General features: G+C 39.0%; 1 protein-coding gene. It reads right to left on the bottom strand.

The annotated features are described in order from the left end of the window. Positions 1 to 336 (bottom strand): recombinase family protein (locus DW739_RS15270; RefSeq protein ID WP_243023804.1); only part of this gene is annotated, 336 nt, incomplete at both ends.

Genomic DNA, 336 nt, shown 5'->3' with positions numbered 1-336 from the left:
TACTTCTGATAAGCAAGATTATAAGTGGAACATTCATAACAATCTGCCGGATTTGAATGGCTTATCCGCTTTTCGCCTTTGGTAGTATAGTATATTCTTTCACGCCCTTTTCGTTGCCTGTGATTATACATCGGCGCACCACAGTCAGCACAGTAAATCTTTCCGGTTAGAACATTAGGCTCGCCCATAGGATCTGCTTTTCTTACATTCTGTCTTAACTTTTGAGCAAGCAGCCATGTTTCTTCATCAACAATAGGCTCTTGTGTATCATCAAAAACCACCCAATCTTCCTTATTTGCCCTTTTCACTTTTTTGTCCTTATAGGAATTTTTGAAT

Origin of the sequence: Clostridium sp. AM28-20LB (genome assembly GCF_003480665.1) — a bacterium.
GTDB classification, from domain to species: domain Bacteria; phylum Bacillota; class Clostridia; order Lachnospirales; family Lachnospiraceae; genus Otoolea; species Otoolea fessa.
Note: the sequence above shows the minus strand (reverse complement) of the source record. Positions and strands in the feature narration are given on the sequence as shown.